This window comes from Rhizobium sp. YTUHZ045 (assembly GCF_051124255.1).
Classification (GTDB): domain Bacteria; phylum Pseudomonadota; class Alphaproteobacteria; order Rhizobiales; family Rhizobiaceae; genus Rhizobium.
The window spans coordinates 264,372-280,676 of sequence record NZ_CP101434.1 but is presented as its reverse complement, the minus strand read 5'-3'; the positions used below and the strand labels follow the sequence as shown (position 1 = coordinate 280,676).

Genomic DNA, 16,305 nt, shown 5'->3' with positions numbered 1-16,305 from the left:
CGGCACCTTCTCCCCGCTGGGGAGAAGGGAATATGCCGCGACGTCTCCGTTCTCTTCTCCCCAGCGGGGAGAAGGTGGCCCGAAGGGTCGGATGAGGGGGCTCCGCACTCAGAGCCCACCGATTACTTTTTGGCCAGGAACTTCTGCTGCGCCTTGGTCAGATAATCCGCCCACTGGTCGGCCAGGTCCTTCGCCGAGATATCGCCGAGCAAGGCCTGTTGCGAGGTCTTGATCGCGAGCGAATCCTTAAAGAAGGCGAACTCCTCCAGATAGGTCGGCATCACGGTCGGCACGGTGTTCGGATCCGCCAGTTCCTCGAACCAGCCCTTGAACTGGTCACCGGCATAGAAGGGATCCTTCTCGGCCGCCGTATAGGCCGGCAGGGCGCCGATGCGCTTGTTCCACTCGATATTGCCTTCCGGCCCTTCGAGGGTGGCGATCAGCTTCCAGGAGAGATCCTTGTTGGCGCTCGTCGAAAACATCGACCAGCCGCCATAGCCGATGGTCGGGAAGGACTTGCCGTCGGGCCCCTTCGGCAGCGGCGCAACGCCGAAATCGTCCTTCTTCATGCGTTCGGCAATGGCGATCAGCGCATCCGGATCCTGGTCGAGGAAGGCGCAGGTGCCGGAATAGAAGCCGGCGACGACTTCGTTGAAGCCCCAGTTGACGCTGTCCTTCGGCGCATAGCCCTTCTTGTAGAGATCGACCATCCACTCGATGCCCTTTGCCCAGCCGGGGCTGTTCATGGTCGAGGTGCCGTCTTCCTTGAAGTACTTGTTGTCGCCGGCCATCGTGGCGGCGAAGATCATCCAGCCATTGAGGCCGCCCGGGCCGCCGCGCATGCAGTAGCCATATTTGCCCGGCAGCTTGGAGACCTTTTCGGACGCGGCAGTAAACTCCTCAAGCGTCTTCGGCGGCGCGGCGACACCAGCCTCCGAAAGCAGCTTCTTGTTGTAGAACATTGCCCTGAGATAGAAGCCATAAGGCAGCATGTAGGCGGTGTTCTTGACGTCGCGGCCGAGCTCGAGCGCGCGCGGCGTCAGCTCCTTGGTGTGCTCCCATTTTTCGAGATAGGGCTCGAGGCTTTCGAGCATCCCGTTATTGGCATAGAGCGACAGCCAGGTATCGGGCATCTCCATCACATCGGGCACGTCACCGGCCGAGACCATGGTCGCGAATTTCTGGAAGGCTTCGTTCCAGGGCAGCGAGATGATATCGACCTTGGTGCCGGGATTGGCGGACTCGAACTTGCCGACGATTGATTTCAGCGTTTCGGTGCGCTCCGGGCTGGTGATGACTTCGACAAGCTTGAGCGTCGTATCGGCAAAGGCCGTGCCGGCCATCATCGAAGCAAAGAACGTCGAGATTATTAGTTTTTTCATGGCTCAGTTCCCCCTTGTTAGGTTTCTCTCGGGTTTCAGGATTGTGAGGCGGCGGCGAGCGCCTCCTCGATGTCCCTCCACAGAGCCTCGGTTCCTTCGAGGCCGACATGGAGGCGTACGGATCGCGCATGGATGCCGAAGGTTTGCGCGGAATTCGGCTGTGCCTTCTGCTGCAGCACGACCTCGCCTGGTACGATCAGGCTTTCATGCCCACCCCAGCTTACACCCAGTTTGAACAGCTTGAGATGGTCGGCGAAGGCGCGGATATCGACGCCGTCGCGGAAGATGAACGAGAACAGGCCCGAGGTGCCGTTGAGCCCCGCGGGCAGGCGGTTGGCAAGCCCGGGATGGCAGACCGTCTCAACCACTTCAAGCCGCTGCAGGCGCCTGGCGATTTCGAGAGCGGAGGCCTCATGCGCTTTCATGCGCAGCGGCAGCGTCCGCAAGCCGCGGATCAGCAGCCAGGCATCGAACGGCGAAAGCTTGCCGCCGAGATAGGGATAGGCCTCGGCTTTGACGCGCGCGATCATTTCCTTCGAGCCGGCGACGACGCCCGCCACCACATCGCTGTGGCCGCCGAGATATTTCGAAGCGGAATGGATGACGAGATCGACGCCGAGCGTCAGCGGCCGCTGGAAGAAAGGGCTCGCCCAGCTGTTGTCGATCATCGAGACGACGCCGTGCCGCTTGGCGAGGGCGGCCAGCGCACCGACATCGTGCGCCTCCATCACCCAGCTCGTCGGGCTTTCCAGGTAGAGGAGCTTGGCGCCGGGCAGCGCCCTCGCGACGGCTTCCTCGTCACGGCCGTCGACATAGGTCACCTCGATCTTCATCCGCTTCAGGATGGTGCCGAACAGGCGGAAGGCATCGGGATAGACATGCCGGACGGCGACAATGCGGTCGCCCGGTTCGACGAAGCTCAGCACCGCCGAGGAGATCGCCGCCATGCCGCTCGCAAAACCCAGCGCATCCTCCGCACCTTCGAGCTTGGCCAGCATTTCCTCGAAGGCGCGCACCGTCGGGTTCAGCCCGCGCGTATAGGTCGGCCGCACCTTCTCGCCGCGATAGACGGTGATCATCTCGTCGTAATTGGAAAAGGTGAAAAGCGAGGTCTGAAAGATCGGCGGCACGACGGCATCGGCGAAGTCGCCGTCGTCGTGGGCGGTGATGAGGGAAGCAAGATCGAACGGATCTGCGCCGTTGCTCATTTGGACATTTCCTTGATGTCTTCCTCGACGATATCGAGAATTTTCAATGTTTCCGCGCGCGCCGCCTCGGCATCACGGGCAGCGATCGCGTTGAAAAGCGTGCGGTGAAAGGGAAAGGACCGGCGGGCGAAATCCTGCCGGTCGAACGGATGCTCCCAGAAGCGCTCGAAGGTCTCGCGCATCTGCTCGAGCAGCTGGCGAAACAGCGGATTGTGGGTGGCGTCGTAGACGGCAAGGTGGAAGGCGAGATCTTCCGGCCCGGAGGTGCCTTTCTCCAGATGCACCCGCTCCATCTCATTGAGCTTCTCCTCGATGACGACAAGGTCGTTCTCGGTGCGCCGCCGGGCCGCGACCATGCCCGCCTCGCATTCGATGCCGCGGCGGACCTCGAGCGTCTGCAGCAACGCGTCGCGCAGATGCACCGTGTCGAGCGACAGCGGCATATGGATCGTCGCCCTGGAAACCGGCTTCAAAAGATAGGTGCCGCTGCCCTTGCGCGTCTCGATGACGCCGAGCGCCTGAAAGTGGCGGATCGCCTCGCGAATGGTCGAACGGCCGACGGCAAGAGCCGCCATCAGCTCCCGCTCGGCCGGCAGCCGATCACCCGCCTGCAACCGCGCTTCCTCCACATAATCCGCCAGCGCATCGGTCACCTGACGCGCCCGGTCCATGACGGGAAGCGGCCGGATCACCGGCCTGTCGCTACGATTTGCCTTCATGGTTCCCATTTGTTATCAGGCAGCCAGATTTGAATTGGTCTGACATCTTAGCATTTCGCAAACGGGGCAAGACGTCAAGCCGAGTTGTTGTGGAAAGCACTCCTGAGCCCCAGAGCGCGGTTCTGTGTTCCAAAGCCGAGCTCGCTCATTGTGCAAACGCTGGGTGCGATCTTTGACAGCATTTTCGATGGAACTTCGCCGAGCCGGTCGATCTTAAGATCGTAAAAACGACTGTTGCCAGGAGTTTAGGCCTGACCCGCCCAGCTTCGGCGGCCTTCCTGCGCGAGTCGATCCGCTAATGTGCCTTACAGTCGACGTTAATCGAGGCAGTGTGGTCACGCGGACTTGTTGCAGTTCCGGATTGATCGAAACAGAAGCGTTTTGCAACGATCCCGATCGTATACGTGCGGCCACATTGCGCTGGAATATCTAGTGCGTAGTCATGTGAGCCTGCAGTTTGTGATGGTTCCGAAAAGGCGGTATGGCCGAAATACGAGAGATTTCGGACGACCCATTTTCGTTCCGAACCGGCAAACCCGAGCTGCGATCGAACATGCTCGCGCTGCGTTTGCCGATTTTCTGAATGGTCAATCTCCCCGCTCAGCCGCTTGGTTTCGGCGACCGTCACATCGAACCTCACATCATCGCGTCCTGGAACTTGGCCATAGTCATTTGCATATTTCCAGGAAGCCCGAATCCGTGAAATGGACACTCCACCAAGATGAACCGTCCCGACCGTCTTGAGCTTTAACTCAGTTGCCATAGATCTGTCCTCGCGCCCCTCGGGTGGAGGGCACGCGCTATATAGCGGACGGTAGTTACATTGATCACCGCCCGAGCCCCAGAGGCAGTCACTTAGCGACCGCCATTGATCAAGATTTGGCACCTCTCTTTGTGTTGCTCCGTTCAAGGTTGACCCAAGCGGCATCCAAGGATGGATTCCACCTTCGATGCTCTTTGCCCAATCGGTTCGGTGCAGATCGATTTGTTTCAGCTTTTGGCGTTCCGCCTCGAGTTCCAATAACGTGGACCATTGCGTCGTTGAGGAATACGGTTCGCGAGATAAGGCGTCGGAAGCAAAGCGCTGTCCGCTTATCTGGGTCGTTAGCGTATGGCAGTCTGTGCAAATCCCCGAGGGATCTCGCAGCGTCCGCGCTCTTTGAAGTTCGAGTTTGTAAGTCGCGGTGTAGCCCGTACCTATGACTCTGAACGGCGCATCTTCGCTTCTGGGGTGACGGGGCAGATACTCCCCAAGACTAAAGGCGTCCCGTTGAAGATTGTGTTTCGACACACCATAGCCAACTCGCGACATCGAGATGTTAGGGCTGATCGCATATGGGCTCTTGTTATCGTGGCACGAAGAGCAAGGCACTCGAAACTGCGGATCATATAGTTTCTCCGCCCTCGCGCGAGTGTGTGCATCCGCGTATCCGTTGCCTCCGGGTGGAGGAAATTTCCGAGACCAGTCAAACTGCTGTACTTCCTTTGTCCCGTCGAAGTAGACGATCTCGCCCGTCTGTCTGTTGAACCCGATGACGCCATAGCGAGCGAATTGCGGATTGTAAGACGACCAATAAGCGCTCGCTTCGACTTCCAGCGAAGGCTGGGATTTTCGACAAAGGAAAAGCCATTCGACATTGCCTTTGACAACGCGTTTCAACCTGGAATTCAATCCGCAATACGACACATCTCCCGCAAGTGATGGCTTGTCACATTGGGCGAGAAAGCGTGTTCTTTTGACGATAGTGCCTTGCGTATCGCGATACTGAAATTCGAACGTTTCCGAGTCGAGGCTGCTCCGTGCAAGATCGACAACATTGCCCTCCACCTGCATGGGAATTGTCCGTGCGTCGTTCTCACAGTCTCCTTCCGGAATTTGTCCGAATACAGCGCGAGCCTCGTCGCCAAAGCGCGTGATTGTGTTATTGCTCATGGAAGCAGGAGCCCACAGAAAGTCTCCGTTCCAGCGGTTCACCAAGTCGACGAAGAACTGCTCGAACGCCGACGTCCCGCCATAAAGCTCTCCGCGAGCATCGCTGCGTGCAACAACCACAGCCATGAACAGGAGAACAACGAGCATAGGGCCGCGATGCATACGCCCGAACAAGCTAACGCGCACGTGCCATGATCTCAGGTTCATCCGTAGTGAGGGTCATCATCGAAAATTTCCAGACACCGCCATCCCTCACCAAGACCGCCTTCATAACGGCGGAATAGTCGAGTGCCGGCACTTCGAGATCTGATCGTTGAATGGTGGTGATTATTGCCGATTTGACCTCTATTCTGTCGATCATCTTCGGATCCGCCACATGGAGCAATGTGTTGGATTCGAAATGGCGAACTCTGGACGTCCGGTTTTGGAGATCAAAGAATAACCCCTTGAGGTATGTCGCCAGCTGCTCTGGGCCGAGTGTTTTCTTCAATTGAAGTGACCCACCTCCGCTACAGACCTCGTAGGACGCGTCAGCGGTAAACATCCTGGCAATTGCTGCCGCATTCTGTTCATCGACCGCCCAATAATACTGATGGATCAGATCCATAGCAGCTTGACGATCCGCCGGCCCGGGATTGCTAACAGCAGCCGACCAGTCGCGGTTGAGCGTAGGATCGGCGCATCCGGACTGTGACCAAGCCGTTGGGCCCGAGCACAGCAACGCTGCTGAGGCGGCGGCCAACAAAACAATCCTGTTGAGCTTCGTTTTTGTAACCTGGAGAATAGCCAACCGTCCCTCCTGTCAGCTTTACTCAGAAATACGATTGAAGAAGCATTCAAAATGGTCGGCAACAATCAACGCGGCATCAGTGTTATACACGCGATATCGAGATTAACCGTGCATTGCGACCTTTCATGATCACTGATGCTTGTATATTATCTTGAAACACTAATCAAGAAGTTGCTGATCTTGCAGTCCGGCGTTTCGTTGCCAGGCCTATGATTTGCTTGCACGATTCGTGAAAACACACGTCACAATACATCATTGAGCGATCCGGCGGAGAAGCGGGATGGACGAGGTTGTAAAATGGTTGAAAGAGCTTGGTCTCGAGAAATACGCGAAAAACTTCTCTGAAGCGGAAATTGATTTCGAGACCCTCCCGCTACTATCAGCCGATGATCTGAAAGAAATGCTGATTCCGATCGGGCCGCGGCGAAAGATACTTTCCGCAATCGCCGGTATGACAGAGGGGCCCGAAATAAAGGCCAGAAAGGTCACCCCGGTAGAACGGAGACCCCTGACGATATTGTTCTGCGACATGGTGGCATCGACGGAATATGCCACCAAACTGGATCCTGAGGACTTCAGTCGCCTAACGCAAATCTATTTGCGCCGTTGCAGCGCGCTCGTCCGCGCGCATGGAGGCTTCGTCGCAAACTACATTGGTGACGCGCTTCAGGCGCTCTTTGGTTATCCGGCCGCAGAAGAGGATGATGCCGAGCGAGCGATATCCCTTGCAATCAGCCTTGTCCAAACGATACCGCAAATCGAGGCCCCGGATGGGTCGAGGCTCCAGGTCCGCATCGGCATTGCGAGTGGATTGGTCGTTGTCGGAGACTTCGAAGGAGCTCCGGCGGGAGTGTCGACTGTGGCTTTCGGGCCGGTTCCAAACCTTGCGCAAAGGCTTGAAGCACTCGCGGACCACCAAACCATTCTGATCGATCAGAACACGCGGGATTCAGCGGCCGGAGCATATGAGTTTACCGACATCGGCGAGCTGACATTGAAGGGCTTCGCCAAGGCGGTAAGAGCCTGGAAAGTCATCCGTCCCAGAAGTCTCGGAAACAGGTTTGCCAAAAGAGGCCAGCTTGCAAGATTTGTCGGGAGACGCCGCGAGGTGGCTGACATTCAAGCTTTGGCGGAGGATGTCAAGTCGTCCCGCCAAGGACGCGTCCTTCTGGTCACGGGCGAAGCGGGCATCGGAAAATCCCGGCTAATTTACGAGTCCAAAAGGCAGCTTGAGGGTTTCAACTACATCACGCTGCAATGCGCGCCCGCTTTTACCAACAGCGCGCTCGCGCCCTTCATCGAGCTCATCAAAGGTCATGACGCGTTCAGATATTCCCCGACGGTCACAACCCTCCGGGAACTTATATCCAAACTTGACGTACCGATCGCGACAACGCTCCCGGTTCTTGCAAGATTGCTTGGATTGGATCAGAACGAATATCCCCTGATAGATCTATCGTCCCAGGATCAGCAGCAGGTAATTAGAGAATTTTTCTTTACTTTGCTACGTAGCTTCGCAAACCAGGCTCCCATTTGGCTAACGATCGAGGACGAACAATGGATTGACCCGTCGTCGGCAGATCTCTTGAGAGCGATCATATCGAATATCTCTGCGGACAGTATCTATCTTGTCCTGACCTCTCGGCTGTCCTCCTGCGTTAGCCTCGAAGACAGCTCGGCGGATAAGAAGATAACGTTAAAGCGCCTTAACTCCCGCGATACGCAAGAACTCTGCCAGGCGCTTGCTCAAGATACCGTCATGGAAACATCCACTGCAAATCTCATAGTGAGTCGGGCTGAGGGCGTGCCCCTGTATGTCGAGGAGCTTTGCCGATCACTTGTGACCGTAAATGGCAGCTCAGCGCCAGACATACCGGTCTCGCTACAATCATCGCTCCTGTCACGCCTGGACAAAATGGGCGAGGGAAAGCGGATAGCTCAAATCGCAGCTGTTATAGGCCGTGAATTCCAAATCGATCTTCTTGCACACGTTTCGGCAACTCCATCCAATCAGCTGCATTCGATACTCAATGACCTCGTTGTCGCGGGAGTTTTGATCCACCAACCGACGTCCGGCTGGCCCACGTACAGTTTTTCTCACGCGCTTCTGCAGGAGGTCGCACGCGACAGCCTCCTGCTCGAGCGGAGGCGAGAAGTGCACGGTGCCATAGCTCAGGGTATCCTCATGTTTGAGCCCAACCTGGCAAGACAGTCGCCGGAGCTCCTGGCACAGCACTACGAAGGGGCCGGCGAGTATGCTCAGGCGGCTGACTATTGGCTGGAGGCCGGTTTGAAGCTGGGTTCGACATGGGCGAAAGTTGAAGCTGCAAACATGTTTGTGCACGGTCTGCGATGTCTTGAAAGATTGCCGGCATCAAAGGAAACAGACCGCAGGAAACTCAAACTGGAGCTGGAACGGGGCGACGTCTTGTATGCCACGTTCGGATACGTCACTTCGGAGGGGAGTGCCGCCTATGAACACGTCATGCGCCTCAGCGAAGAGCTCGAAGATATCGACGCCGGAATCCGCGCGCTTGATGGCCTTTTCGGAACAGCTCTAAATTCAGCGAAATTCGCAGACGCCGGATGGGCGAGCGAGCGCCTCATAACACTCGGCGAGACAAACAAAAACCGTCGAGCGCTTGTCCTTGGCTTGCAGTTCAAAGGAATGTGCCTGTTCTCTCTAGGAAAGCTGAAGGAGGCAAAGCAATACCTCGAGCGAGCGCTACAACACCGGAACCACGCCGAGGAAATTGGAAGTGATTTTCCGAGTATGGCGATGAGCTATCTTTCCTGGACGCTTCAGATTTTGGGGGAGTCCGATAGCGCTCGGCATCTATACCTTGAGGCGGAAAAAGATGCCCGGCAACAGTCCAGCTACAATCTTGCGGCCTGCCTCGGCAACGGCTGCATTTTGATGGCCATGAGACAGGACGTGACGGCAGTCAGCGCAATGGTCGACGAACTGATCCCACTTGCGGAGAAGAACGGGTTTCAACTGTGGCACAAGATCGGTCTTTTCTTCAAAGGTTGGGTCACAGTGTATGCAGAACACGACGGCAGTGGCCTCGAAGAGATGCGGCGGACCTGCGACAATCTCGGGCAGCAACTTATCGATAAGACATGTTACCTCTGCCTGCTTGCGACTGCGACGATGGAACTGGGAGATTTTGCAAACGCCCGAATCCATCTTGCAGAGGGACTTGACGTCGCACGAACGACTGGCGAGAGCTATTTCTTGGCGGAACTCTTACGCCTAGAAGCAGTAAACGAGTTTCATCTCAACGGCTCCGAAGCTTCCGCGCGTGCAGCACTCCAGCAAGCTGTCCAACTGGCGCGAAACCAGGGGGCAAGAATCTGGGAAAACCGCGCCGTGGCCACATTGACGAAGTTGGAAGAAGAAGCGCTGGCTGCGAATTCTGTTTATGTCAATGAGCAGACCAAACCGCATTTCCCAGAAGCTCCCTGACCGTCCAGACAATTTGTCTCGAGCGGCAAAAGTAGTTACTACGACACAAGGGGCCGTAGTGCCTTCCAACATGCCATGAGCTCAGAAGCATGCGCGACTACCTGAAAAGCAAAGACTTTCACCGGCATATGCGGTCGCTGCTGGCTCCAAAATTTCGTGCGCTTGGCTGGGAATCGCAAACGGCCGGCAAGTGCAGCTTTGCCCGGGGGAGAAGGGTTTGTTGGCTGCAGGTTTCGCAATATTCGAACAGCTTGATCGGCGCGAAGTTTACGATCAACATGACCGAGGGCTCCGGTTCCGCCGGTGACATTAGAATACTTCGCCGCCTAAACGAGGCGGATCGCGCGTTTGGCAAAGCTCTGGAAGAAACCATCATCGCGCGTCTTGCCAGGCCCGATCCTGATTCGGAAATCGAAGTCGTTGGAGAGAACGGCGGAACTGTCTTGGTCAAGCCCGGCGACCTTGCGCGAGCAAATCCGCGACAATGGGAGATCCCCTCCGATGTCTGGCTGCCCTATTTCAGAAAACGCGATGTTGACGATTGGGCTGCGTTCCTCTTGCCTCGGCTTGAGCGAATGACTGCGCCTTCCTCACCCGAAGTCATCGATCCGCAGCTGTGGGCCCAGCGGTTTTGCCGTTTCATCGGTTCTTTCCGCTCCAAATGAGAGGTGCTACCCACCCACCGGCGTCAGGTCGACGAGCGCCTTGATCGGCAGGTGATCCGAGGCGATGCGGGCGAGCGGCGTATCATGCGCCTCCACCTCGGAGATGATGCCCTTGCGGTTGGCGATGATGCGGTCGAGCGCCAGAAGCGGCAGGCCGGCGGGAAAACTCGGCACGGCGGGCGGCAGCTCGCCGAAGGCGGATTGGAATGTGTTCAGCGACGAGCGGTCGCCGAGCCGCCATTCGTTGAGGTCGCCGAGCAGGATGGTCGGCATCTCATGCCTGTCGTTAATCAGTTCGACGAGGGTCCGGGCCTGCTGGGCTCTGCTGTGGCGCAACAGCCCGAAATGCGCGGCGATGATCCGCAGCGCGCCGCCCTCTTCCAGCTCGATTTCGACGACGAGGGCGCCGCGCGGCTCCAGCCCCGGCAGTTTCACCTGGTGCACATCATGCACCAGCCCCTTCTTGAACAGCACGACGTTGCCGTGCCAGCCATGCGCCTTCGCCATGCCGGCGACCGGCACAGGGATCAGCCCCGTCTCCCGCTCCAGCCGGCCGAGATCGAGTATGCCCGTGCGCTCGCCGAAACGTGTGTCGGCCTCCTGCAGCGCGATCACGTCGGCGCCGATTTCATGGATCACCCGGCTGGTCCGCTCCGGATCGAAGCGGCGGTCGGTACCGACACACTTGTGGACATTGTAGGAAGCGATCAACGTTCCGGCGCTACGCGGCCTTGCCTCCATATGCACTGCGTCAAGCCGCTTTTTCCTGCTCCTGATCGAGGCGAGAATGCTGGCGGGAAGACTGTCTTTCCTGGCGTGCATTGGGAAGCGCACTTGTTCCGTTGATCAACGAGGCTACTCACTCGGCAGTATAGGCGGCCGCGCGGAACTTGCCATGTCGGAATGCAAAAAATCCGTCAGAGATAGGGCGAACCAAGCCACAGCACCTTCTCGATCAGCCGCACCGGGAAGGGCCGCGCGCGTAAGCCGTCCAGCGTCACCAGCGTTGCCGATTTCAGGATTTCTTCGATATGCTCGTCGATCTCGGCGGCAAAGCCCTCATTCAGCACTTCGAGGTCGACTTCGAAATTCAGCCTGAGCGAACGTGGATCGAGGTTGGAGGAGCCGACATAAGCCCAGGTGCCGTCGATTGTCAAAAGCTTCGAATGGCTGAAGCTGCCGCTCGAGCGCCAGATGCGGCAATAATTTTTGAGAATCTGATCGAATTGCGCCGTCATCGCCCGATCGACTAGCATGAGATTGTTGAGAGCCGGTACGACGATATCGACTTCAACGCCGCGCCGCGCCGCCGTCACCAGGGCGCTGATGAGTTCGCGGTCCGGCAGGAAATAGGGCGACATGATGCGGATCGATTGACGCGCAACGGAAAAGGCGCCCATCAGCATCTTATGGTTGGTTTCAAGGCTGCGGTCCGGCCCTGAGGCGACGATGCGCATCAGGATGGGGTCGCCGGGGCTGCGCTGCGGCGGTTCGATGCGCCACGCCTCGTCGTTCAACAGTTCGTCGGTGGTGAACCGCCAGTCTTCGGCGGCAAGATCGAAGAGATCGGCGACGACCGGGCCGGTGACGCTGAAATGCGTATCACGAGCAAAGGTCTCGCCCGTCGCCTCCTCGCTGAAACCCGCCCTGATATTCATGCCGCCTGTCAGCGCGATGCGTCCGTCGACGATCAGGATCTTGCGGTGGGTGCGCAGATTGGCATAGGGCAGCCGCAAACCCATGATGACATTACCGTTGAAGACGGCGACGGTGACGCCGCCCTCCTTGAGATGGCCGAGAATGCTCGGCACCGAATAACGCGCGCCAACGGCATCGATCAGCACCCGGACCGTCACACCCCGCTTCACCGCGGCAATCAGCGCATCGGCGATGCGCAGACCGATGACGTCACGGTCGAAGATGTAGGTTTCGAGCAGGATGCTGCGCTCCGCTTCATCGATGGCGGATTTCATCGCGGCATAGGCCTCGTCGCCGGTCTCCAGCATGTCGATCGTATTGCCTGATGTCAGCGGGTTGCGTGTGACGCGGTCGCCAAGCGTCTGCAGCGCCGCAAAGCGGCGGCCGAACTGGCTGATCACGGTCTCGGCGTCGGCGTCGAATGTCTCCAGTTCGTCGGTCCCGGGCGCGAGCAGCAGGGCGTCGCGGCGAATGCTCAGCGATTTGCGGCGAATGCGATTGATGCCGGCAATCGCATAAAGCAGCGCACCGACAACAGGCGAGAGGATGATGACGCCGACCCAGCCGATTGCCGCGCGCACCTCCTCCTTGGTCATGGCGGCATGGATCGCCGCCGCGGCTCCCATGGCGATCGAAACGACAAAGAGAATATGCGGCCAGTAGGTCGACAGGAGATAGAACATCGCTGGCCAATATAGCCGCGAAACGGCGGCGTTCAATTATGCCGCCGCTCCCCCATGGCGCGAAATTTCTCCTCGGGATTATTTTGCCGGGAGTGGGCCATTCGATCGCGGGAACAATCCTGGTTGAGATCGATTCCTCCTCAGAAGATGAGGATCGCCATCATGAACATCGCCGCAAGCGTCGGTCCTGCCTTGGCGCTCGAAGTTGCGGATGCCGAAAGCATTGCCGAACTCCGGCATCAGGCCGAGGACTGCACCCGCTGTGACCTCTATCGCAATGCGACGCAGATCGTCTTCGGTGAAGGTCCGGGAAAGGCCGAGATCGTCCTTGTCGGTGAGCAGCCCGGTGACCGGGAAGATATCACCGGCAGGCCCTTTGTCGGCCCGGCAGGGCATATGCTCGACCTCTGTCTCGATGAGGCCGGTCTGGATCGTCAACGCTGCTACGTCACCAATGCCGTCAAGCACTTCAAGTTCACGCCGCGCGGCAAACGACGGCTGCATGCGAAACCCAATGCCGGCGAGATAAGGCGTTGCGCCTGGTGGCTCGGCGCGGAGCTCAACATCCTGCAACCGAAACTCGTGGTGGCGCTGGGCGCAAGCGCTCTTTACGCGCTGCTTGGGCCGAAGGCGAAATTGACGCCCGAGCGCGGTCATGTCCTGCAGCCTGCAAACCACCCGCCGGTTCTGGTGACCATCCACCCCTCCTATCTCCTGAGAATCCGTGATGAGGCCGAGCAGCAAAGGCAGCGCCAGGCATTCGTGTCAGATCTGCACAGGGCGACGGAATTTCAGCTTCGGTGAATGCCGATTCTCAACCTTGATATGCTGCAATGCGAAATATTTGCGGTTGCAGTTCGATTTCGCTTGAAACGGCGCTCCTCCTCTGGAACCATCCCGGCAGTATCGCGTTCGAACGACGGCATTATGTGACTGGAGATCAGCGATGTCAGAAACTCGCGAAGAGTGGATCAAAAAACGTGCATACGCCCTTTGGGAAGAAGAGGGCCACCCGACAGGGCGAGATTCCATCCATTGGGAAAAGGCCCGGCACGAGCGCGAAGCGCTCGAAGGCTCTGCTGCCCCCTCCAACGGCAAAGAAGCCAAACCCAAGGCCAAGCGCGCCGCAACGGTCACGAAGCGTGCCGCAACAGGCGCCAAGACGAATGGCGTCGTCACGCCGGCGCCCAAGCGGACGGTGAGCCGCAAGACGGCATCCTGACTGCTGGAATACCGATCACATTCAAAAAAGGGCGTCGTTGCGACGCCCTTCGGCTGTGCTTTGTCATATCCCTGAATTAGTTGGGTCTTAAGAGAGATTGCAGGCGGGCTTGCCGCGCGGGGGGTGAACAAAGGCCGGATGACGCTGCAAGCTTTGAAGCTTCCAAAAAATTTGAGGCTTCGCCCGCAAGCCGGGAACAAGACCATACAAAGACTGTTTGTGGCGAAACAAGGGAGGCAGCCATGAACGATCGTATCCAAATGCTCTTCGTCACGCCTCTTGCCGCCCGCAGCCACGCTCCCAATGTGATCGTGTGAGCCATGGAAATATCGCTCGTGCTCATCGCCGCTCTGCTTTATCTCGGTCTGGCGCTCGGCTTTATCCTCGTCATCGATAACCTCGTCGGACTGGTTTTCCGAGATTCCCGTACGCCGCTGCAACTGCCCTCCTTCGACATCGGCCGCGCCTTCGTAGCGTCGCAGAAATTCCAGCGGAAATAACGGTTCTCGGCTGGCGCCCACGCACGGTTAGAAAGTAGGATGGGCCTGGCGCATCGGCCCGAAAATCGGAATTGATTTTCGGAAAGCAGGATGAGATCGACGACAATGGGACAGGCGCGAAGCGTTCAGCCGGCGATTTGGCTTTTTGCGGCGCGCTCCTTGCGCGACTTCGGCGACGGCTTCGTGGCTATCCTGTTGCCGGTCTATCTCCTTGCTCTTGGATTTTCGCCCCTGCAGGTCGGTGTCATTGCGACGGCATCCCTTTTCGGATCCGCACTTTTGACGATCATCATCGGATTTCTCGGCGCGCATCATGATCTCCGCCGGCTGCTTTTGGCAGCCGCCGGCCTGATGGTCGCCACCGGTGTCGCCATGCCCATGATCGACGATTATGCGCTGCTGCTCGCCATCGCCTTTGCCGGCACGATCAACCCGTCGGCAGGCAGCGTGAGCATCTTCGTGCCGCTTGAACATGCGGTCCTTGCCCGGGAGGCGACCAACGCCGATCGAACGAGAATGTTTGCACGCTACAGCGTGGTCGGAGCGCTCGCAAGCGCCGGCGGCGCGCTTGCCGCGGCGCTGCCCGACGCCATGACCCGGTTCGGGATGACGCAACTGAGTTCGCTCAGGCTGATGTTCGTGCTCTATGCGCTCGTTGGCATGCTCGGCAGCCTTCTTTATGCCCGCATACCGCCTCGACCGGTGACGCACGAAGACCACAAGCCGGCGGCACTCGGGCCTTCGCGCGCCATCGTCATGAAGCTCGCAGCCCTCTTCAGTCTCGACGCCTTCGCCGGCGGTTTCGTGGTCCAGTCCTTGCTCGCGCTATGGCTGTTCGAACGATTCGACCTTTCGCTGTCCGAGGCCGGGGTGTTTTTCTTCTGGACCGGCGTGCTTTCGGCGTTTTCGTTTCCTGTCGCCGCCCGGCTATCGAAGCGGATTGGTCTCGTGAACACCATGGTGTTCACCCACATTCCATCAAGCATCGCTCTCGGCCTTGCCGCATTCGCTCCCACCTTGCCGTTGGTGCTCGCCTTGCTGCTGGTTCGGGCCGCACTTTCGCAGATGGATGTGCCAACCCGTTCTTCCTACGTGATGGCGGTTGTCACCGAGGCGGAGCGAGCCGCCGCCGCAAGCTTCACATCGGTGCCGCGCAGCCTCGCATCGGCGGCCAGCCCTGCGCTGGCCGGCGCTCTTTTTGCCGCGTCTTATCGCGCTTGGCCGCTTGTCATCTGTGCCGGCCTAAAGATCATATACGACCTCTTGCTGTTGCTGCAGTTCCGCCACCTCAAGCCGCCCGAGGAATCCTGAAGTGCTTTGCTTGCAGTGGGCGCATGCCGCTCAGGTCCGGACTCTGAGAGCCCGTTCCGTTCTGTCGGCGATTTGGGTCACGGCATAGGCGATCACCATGTAGATCACCACGGCGACCAGGAAGGCTTCGAGGTAGTAAAAGTTCAGCGCCGCGGTCAGCTGCGACTGCGCGAAGATGTCGACCACCTCGATGGCGAAGCCGAGCGACAGCGCCTTCATGATCACCATGAAGGAGTTGGCGAGATCCGGGATGGCGGCGACGATCACCTGCGGCAGCATGACCCGGCGGAAGAGCTGGCTCTTCTTGTAGCCGAGCGAATAGGCGGCGTCCGCCTGCCCCGTGTCGAACGAGTTCAGCGCGCCCTTGACCACCTCCGCCTGGAAGGCCGCGACGCAGGCCGTCAGGGCGACGATGAGCGTCACCCAGTTCGGCGTCGAGTGACCATTATACTCCACGCCGACGAGCGACGTGAGAAACTGCAGCGTCGACGGAAGTCCATAATAGGCAAGGAAGATCACCACCACCATCGGGACGCCCTTGAATGCCACCTTGTAGGCGACAACGAGTTGGCGAAGGACCGGTACCCGACGATACTCGATCATGGCGAACAGGCTGCCGACGACCGTCGACAGGACGAAGATAGCGAGGGCCATGACAAGCGTCAGCGGCACAGCGCCCAGGATCTCATAAAGGTCGGGGAGAAGAACTTCGCTGTCGAAAATCA

At 58.5% G+C, this 16,305-nt stretch carries 14 protein-coding genes; 6 read left to right on the top strand and 8 right to left on the bottom strand.

Annotated elements, in window-relative coordinates; genetic code table 11:
• Nucleotides 1–122 precede the first annotated feature (122 nt).
• The 5 genes from NMA58_RS28405 to NMA58_RS28385 all read right to left on the bottom strand — a co-directional run bounded on the left by NMA58_RS28405 (nucleotide 123) and on the right by NMA58_RS28385 (nucleotide 6,032).
• Nucleotides 123–1,382, bottom strand: coding sequence for an ABC transporter substrate-binding protein (locus NMA58_RS28405; protein WP_434714442.1), 1,260 nt, complete (start codon nucleotides 1,380–1,382; stop codon nucleotides 123–125).
• A gap of 35 nt (nucleotides 1,383–1,417) precedes the next feature.
• Nucleotides 1,418–2,590: a PLP-dependent transferase gene (locus tag NMA58_RS28400; RefSeq protein ID WP_434714440.1), complete on the bottom strand. Its 1,173-nt coding sequence runs from the start codon at nucleotides 2,588–2,590 to the stop codon at nucleotides 1,418–1,420.
• Nucleotides 2,587–3,309 carry a FadR/GntR family transcriptional regulator gene (locus NMA58_RS28395; RefSeq protein ID WP_434714439.1) on the bottom strand — a complete coding sequence of 241 codons (723 nt, stop codon included), beginning with the start codon at nucleotides 3,307–3,309 and terminating at the stop codon, nucleotides 2,587–2,589. Before NMA58_RS28395 ends, NMA58_RS28400 begins: the two co-directional genes overlap by 4 nt.
• Nucleotides 3,310–3,604: 295 nt before the next feature.
• Nucleotides 3,605–5,389 (bottom strand): hypothetical protein, encoded by a 1,785-nt coding sequence (locus tag NMA58_RS28390; RefSeq protein ID WP_434714438.1) that lies wholly within the window; start codon nucleotides 5,387–5,389, stop codon nucleotides 3,605–3,607.
• 28 nt (nucleotides 5,390–5,417) lie between these two features.
• Nucleotides 5,418–6,032: a nuclear transport factor 2 family protein gene (locus NMA58_RS28385; protein ID WP_434714437.1), complete on the bottom strand. Its 615-nt coding sequence runs from the start codon at nucleotides 6,030–6,032 to the stop codon at nucleotides 5,418–5,420.
• A 280-nt stretch (nucleotides 6,033–6,312) separates the two neighbouring features.
• Here NMA58_RS28385 and NMA58_RS28380 point away from each other — a divergent pair, with 280 nt between their 5' ends.
• Nucleotides 6,313–9,501 carry an adenylate/guanylate cyclase domain-containing protein gene (locus NMA58_RS28380; protein WP_434714436.1) on the top strand — a complete coding sequence of 1,063 codons (3,189 nt, stop codon included), beginning with the start codon at nucleotides 6,313–6,315 and terminating at the stop codon, nucleotides 9,499–9,501.
• Between the two features lie 89 nt (nucleotides 9,502–9,590).
• The gene (locus tag NMA58_RS28375; RefSeq protein WP_434714435.1) at nucleotides 9,591–10,166 is read left to right on the top strand and encodes a hypothetical protein; all 576 of its coding nucleotides are present in this window, start codon (nucleotides 9,591–9,593) and stop codon (nucleotides 10,164–10,166) included.
• A gap of 6 nt (nucleotides 10,167–10,172) precedes the next feature.
• Here NMA58_RS28375 and NMA58_RS28370 read toward each other — a convergent pair whose 3' ends face one another.
• Both NMA58_RS28370 and NMA58_RS28365 read right to left on the bottom strand, forming a co-directional pair.
• Nucleotides 10,173–10,988, bottom strand: coding sequence for an endonuclease/exonuclease/phosphatase family protein (locus tag NMA58_RS28370; RefSeq protein WP_434714434.1), 816 nt, complete (start codon nucleotides 10,986–10,988; stop codon nucleotides 10,173–10,175).
• 95 nt (nucleotides 10,989–11,083) lie between these two features.
• Entirely contained in the window at nucleotides 11,084–12,547 is a 1,464-nt protein-coding gene (locus tag NMA58_RS28365; protein WP_434714902.1) for a phospholipase D-like domain-containing protein, read from the bottom strand.
• A gap of 162 nt (nucleotides 12,548–12,709) precedes the next feature.
• Between NMA58_RS28365 and NMA58_RS28360 the strand changes: the two genes are divergently transcribed.
• The 4 genes from NMA58_RS28360 to NMA58_RS28345 all read left to right on the top strand — a co-directional run bounded on the left by NMA58_RS28360 (nucleotide 12,710) and on the right by NMA58_RS28345 (nucleotide 15,580).
• Entirely contained in the window at nucleotides 12,710–13,351 is a 642-nt protein-coding gene (locus tag NMA58_RS28360) for a UdgX family uracil-DNA binding protein (RefSeq protein WP_434714432.1), read from the top strand.
• Between the two features lie 142 nt (nucleotides 13,352–13,493).
• Nucleotides 13,494–13,769 carry a DUF2934 domain-containing protein gene (locus NMA58_RS28355; RefSeq protein ID WP_430959183.1) on the top strand — a complete coding sequence of 92 codons (276 nt, stop codon included), beginning with the start codon at nucleotides 13,494–13,496 and terminating at the stop codon, nucleotides 13,767–13,769.
• A 335-nt stretch (nucleotides 13,770–14,104) separates the two neighbouring features.
• Nucleotides 14,105–14,269, top strand: a complete 165-nt coding sequence (locus NMA58_RS28350; RefSeq protein ID WP_434714912.1) for a hypothetical protein — start codon at nucleotides 14,105–14,107, stop codon at nucleotides 14,267–14,269.
• A gap of 105 nt (nucleotides 14,270–14,374) precedes the next feature.
• Entirely contained in the window at nucleotides 14,375–15,580 is a 1,206-nt protein-coding gene (locus tag NMA58_RS28345) for an MFS transporter (protein WP_434714900.1), read from the top strand.
• A 30-nt stretch (nucleotides 15,581–15,610) separates the two neighbouring features.
• On the opposite strand, the gene NMA58_RS28340 is transcribed toward NMA58_RS28345, so the two are convergent.
• The gene (locus tag NMA58_RS28340) at nucleotides 15,611–16,303 is read right to left on the bottom strand and encodes an amino acid ABC transporter permease (RefSeq protein ID WP_302749524.1); all 693 of its coding nucleotides are present in this window, start codon (nucleotides 16,301–16,303) and stop codon (nucleotides 15,611–15,613) included.
• Nucleotides 16,304–16,305: the final 2 nt, after the last annotated feature.